This is a genomic window from uncultured Romboutsia sp. (assembly GCF_958366745.1).
GTDB classification, from domain to species: Bacteria; Bacillota; Clostridia; order Peptostreptococcales; family Peptostreptococcaceae; genus Romboutsia; species Romboutsia timonensis.
This window is the reverse complement of sequence record NZ_CATXCO010000235.1, coordinates 1-3,602: the sequence shown is the minus strand read 5'-3', so window position 1 is coordinate 3,602 and position 3,602 is coordinate 1. Positions and strand designations below refer to the sequence as shown.

General features: G+C 26.9%; 3 protein-coding genes and 1 pseudogene. All 4 read right to left on the bottom strand.

Annotated features, from left to right (window positions below; translation table 11 throughout):
• Positions 1-1,023 (bottom strand): annotated as a pseudogene (gene rsxC, locus Q5F54_RS11945) (electron transport complex subunit RsxC); the annotation flags it as partial.
• Positions 1,024-1,174: 151 nt separating this feature from the next.
• Positions 1,175-2,107 (bottom strand): hypothetical protein, encoded by a 933-nt coding sequence (locus Q5F54_RS11940; protein WP_071121280.1) that lies wholly within the window; start codon positions 2,105-2,107, stop codon positions 1,175-1,177.
• 79 nt (positions 2,108-2,186) lie between these two features.
• On the bottom strand, positions 2,187-2,882 hold the full coding sequence (locus tag Q5F54_RS11935) for an endonuclease/exonuclease/phosphatase family protein (protein WP_288525474.1): 696 nt from the start codon (positions 2,880-2,882) through the stop codon (positions 2,187-2,189).
• 151 nt (positions 2,883-3,033) lie between these two features.
• Positions 3,034-3,600, bottom strand: coding sequence for a hypothetical protein (locus Q5F54_RS11930; protein ID WP_302334493.1), 567 nt, complete (start codon positions 3,598-3,600; stop codon positions 3,034-3,036).
• Positions 3,601-3,602 lie beyond the last annotated feature (2 nt).

The window sequence follows — 3,602 nt, the reverse complement described above, 5'->3', positions numbered from 1 at the left end:
TTATTGTATACTGTGCTATCCCCATCATCGGACCACCTATTATAATTTTTCCAACAGTTTTACCTTCTTTGAAACCACCACATTGTTCTATTATTTCAGATACTAAAGTTCCAACTCTAGTTACTAAGTTTTTAGGCTCAGTTATACATCTGCCTGTTACTGTAGTTATTCTTTCAACTAAAGGCATCCCTGTTTTTATAGTTCTTGCTATTTGAGCTGCGGTTCAACGTTATTTACAACAACACCTACATCCATAGGAAGACCTCCTGATGGAACTTCTCTTTTTGTACATGCATATATAAGTTGCTTTTCAGCTCCTTGAGGATATTTTATCTCAAGCCTTGAAACTTCAATATTTTCATATTTTTTAACTTCTTTTTCTATAGCTTCTATAGCATCTAATTTATTTACCTCTATACCTATATAACCTTTTTTTACATCTAATGCCTTCATAAGAATATATAATCCATAAACCACATCTTCTGGATTTTCTAACATAATCCTATGGTCAGCTGTTAAATATGGCTCACATTTAGCTCCATTTAATATAACAGTATCTATATTCTTGCCTTGAGGTGGAGATATCTTAACATGAGTTGGAAATGTAGCTCCACCCATACCTACAATTCCAGCTTCTTTAACTATATTTACTATTTCTTCTTTCGTTAAATTTTCTATATCCTTATTTGGTATAACGTTTTCATGAACCTCATCTTTAAAATCATTTTCAATTATTATACACATACCTCTACCACCAGGTAACTCATGTTCTTCAATTCCTATAACTTTACCTGACACAGATGAATGAACGTTACAAGATACAAAACCTTCTTGCTCCCCTATCTTTTGCCCTAATTTTACTTTCTCCCCAACTTTAACAATTGCCTTTGCTGGCGCACCTATATGTTGTTGAAGAGGTATATATACGACTTTTGGACTTTCTACTTTCTCTATAGCCTTTTTTGCTGAATACTCTTTATTGTATTGAGGGTGTACTCCCCCCTTAAAAGTTAAGAGCTTCATTTTCTTACCCCCTTATCTAAAAAATAAATAATTATTCTATTTATTTTTTAGATACTATAGTATTATCCAAAATTTAACATAATCATTTTTTATCAGTACTTAAGTTATTTACTTTTAAAACAAAAAAGGTTGTATAAACAACCTTTTAAATTTATTGAATAGAGTTTATAAAAGTTAAATACCCTTGTAAGCTATTTAAAAATATACCTTCGCTTATATTATAATTTTGTTCATTTGCAGACTTAGAAGCTTCTTCTATATTTTTATCTACATTATTTAGATATGTAGTCAAATTAGACTTAAATACCTCTGCTCCTTTATAATCAATTTTACTAACTTCTTTTTCTATGTTTTTAACCATCGTTTTTCTATTAGTTAATATAGTATTATACTCTTCCAAATTTATATTATTCTTATTATCTGTCCATAATTTAGATTCTAATTCAAAGTTATCTATAAGACTACCTAACTGTTCTGATATTGTTTCTAAGTATGAATATTTACTAGTATACTCCAAAGATAAAACAGGCATTTTTACTTCTGCTAAAAATGCATCTGGATATAATACTCTTATACCTTCTAAATGATTTCTTATACTTTCTTTATCAAATGATACATATGTCTGAACTTTATTTACTCCCTCTATATTTATAGTAGAAAAAGGAACTTTTTCTTTACTTAATACCTCTTCTATTTTGCTAATTTCATCTTTATCTTCAACTGAGGCAACTTGTATTGTATATACATTCCAACCTTTTACTTTTGCAACTTTTACATCCTCATTGACCTCATCAGTTTTTGCTTCATTATTCTCTTCTTTAATTTTATCTATTTCTTTAGATATGTCATTATAATCAACAGTTTCTAATCCATTATCATTTGATTTTTTTAAATCAAAAAATGGTGCTTTTAACTCAATAGATGCAACTTTTTCTTTTATACTATTAAACATATTACTATTTTTAAATTGTATATATCCATATCCACATATTAAACATATACTTGCTCCAACTATATATATCTTTATTACCCTATTTTTTCTTCTTTTATTAAATCCTTTGTATATCGATCTTCTTTTATTCATTAGTTAATTCCCCCTTAAAAGTGTTCTTACTAATGTATATTTAACTTGTCTAATATTTATGAATATAAATTTTAGGGTATTATATTTTTATTTTTGCAAATACAGGATAATGATCCGACATATCTTTTATAATAACATCATAATCTATAACTTCTATATTCGATGATACGAATATATAATCTATTCTATCTAATCCCGTTGGAAAAGTTAAAATATTTGATTTTCCTAACTCTTTTGCAACATCTTTTAATATATCTTCCTCTACAGTTACGCCTCCTTGATTAAAATCTCCTACAACTATATAAGGTTCATCTCCTAATTTTTTTATAAAATCTAATAATTCTCTTATTTGTATTCCTCGCTCTTCATCATCTAAGCCTAAATGTATATTTATTATATTTAACTTCCGATAATCAACTTTAACTACAGTATGTAACATACCTCGTTGTTCACGAAAACTACTTAAATATATGTGCTCTTCACCCTTAATTGGGTACTTTGAATATGTAACAAGTCCATAATTAAATCCTAAATCTACAACATTTGCTCCAAAATGAGAGTTCATCTTTAACTCTTCTTTGAAGCTACTTACTTGAAATCCCGCTCTAGCAGACTCGTTTACTTCTTGTAAACAAATTATATCTGCATTAGATTGTTTTAAAAAGTCAATTGTATCAAAAAGTGTTGGAAACATATTCTTATTAAGTCCACTATGTATATTGTAACTTATTATATTAATTTCCCTTCTAGGAGGAAATAACTTTATCTCTACCATTAAAGATATAAACATTATAATTATTATCAAACTTACTATGATAAAATTTCTCTTTTTTATAGTATATCAACTCCTTCTGTCTTTTCATTTATATTATATGCGAATAAAAAAAATTAAAGACACTTATATAAGCATCTTTAATTTTTGAGTTTTATTTTTTCTTTGTAAGTTTTTCTTTCATAATATAATTTATTACTTTTCGTCTTATATCTTCAGCACTTTCCTCGTCCTCTACATTTATATCTAATAGTCTAGCTATAGATTTCATATCTTTTCTTGTTTTAGATTTATAACTTTCTATCAAATCTAATTTTATCTTCTCCGGCTCTAATATACATTCTTCATCTCCATTTCTATAAAGTACATATTTTTCAGAGTATTCTTTTCTATTTAAATATATATAATTAGATATTCTTTTCAAAGTTTGAGTATATGAACTTTTCGCATTAACATTAATCCCTAAATATCTAGCAAATTTAACTAGTTCATTTTTTGATTTAAACAATTCCTCTGATTTTATTACTCTAGCCACAGATTGAACATTTTCTTGACTAGAACCTCTCTTTAATATTTTTGAATATATTTTATTTACACTTATGTCGTCTAAGTAATTTTTTATATTTTCATTTATAATTTTATCTATATTACCTTCAAAATATTTTTGAACACCCTTTTGAGATGAGTAATTACTAATTTCGTCTTGGGCCATTTCTAGTATCA

Coding starts and splice junctions, on each gene's coding strand:
- Q5F54_RS11940 (WP_071121280.1), bottom strand. CDS start 2,107: ATGAATAAAAGAAGATCGATATACAAAGGATTTAATAAAAGAAGAAAA.
- Q5F54_RS11935 (WP_288525474.1), bottom strand. CDS start 2,882: ATGGTAGAGATAAAGTTATTTCCTCCTAGAAGGGAAATTAATATAATA.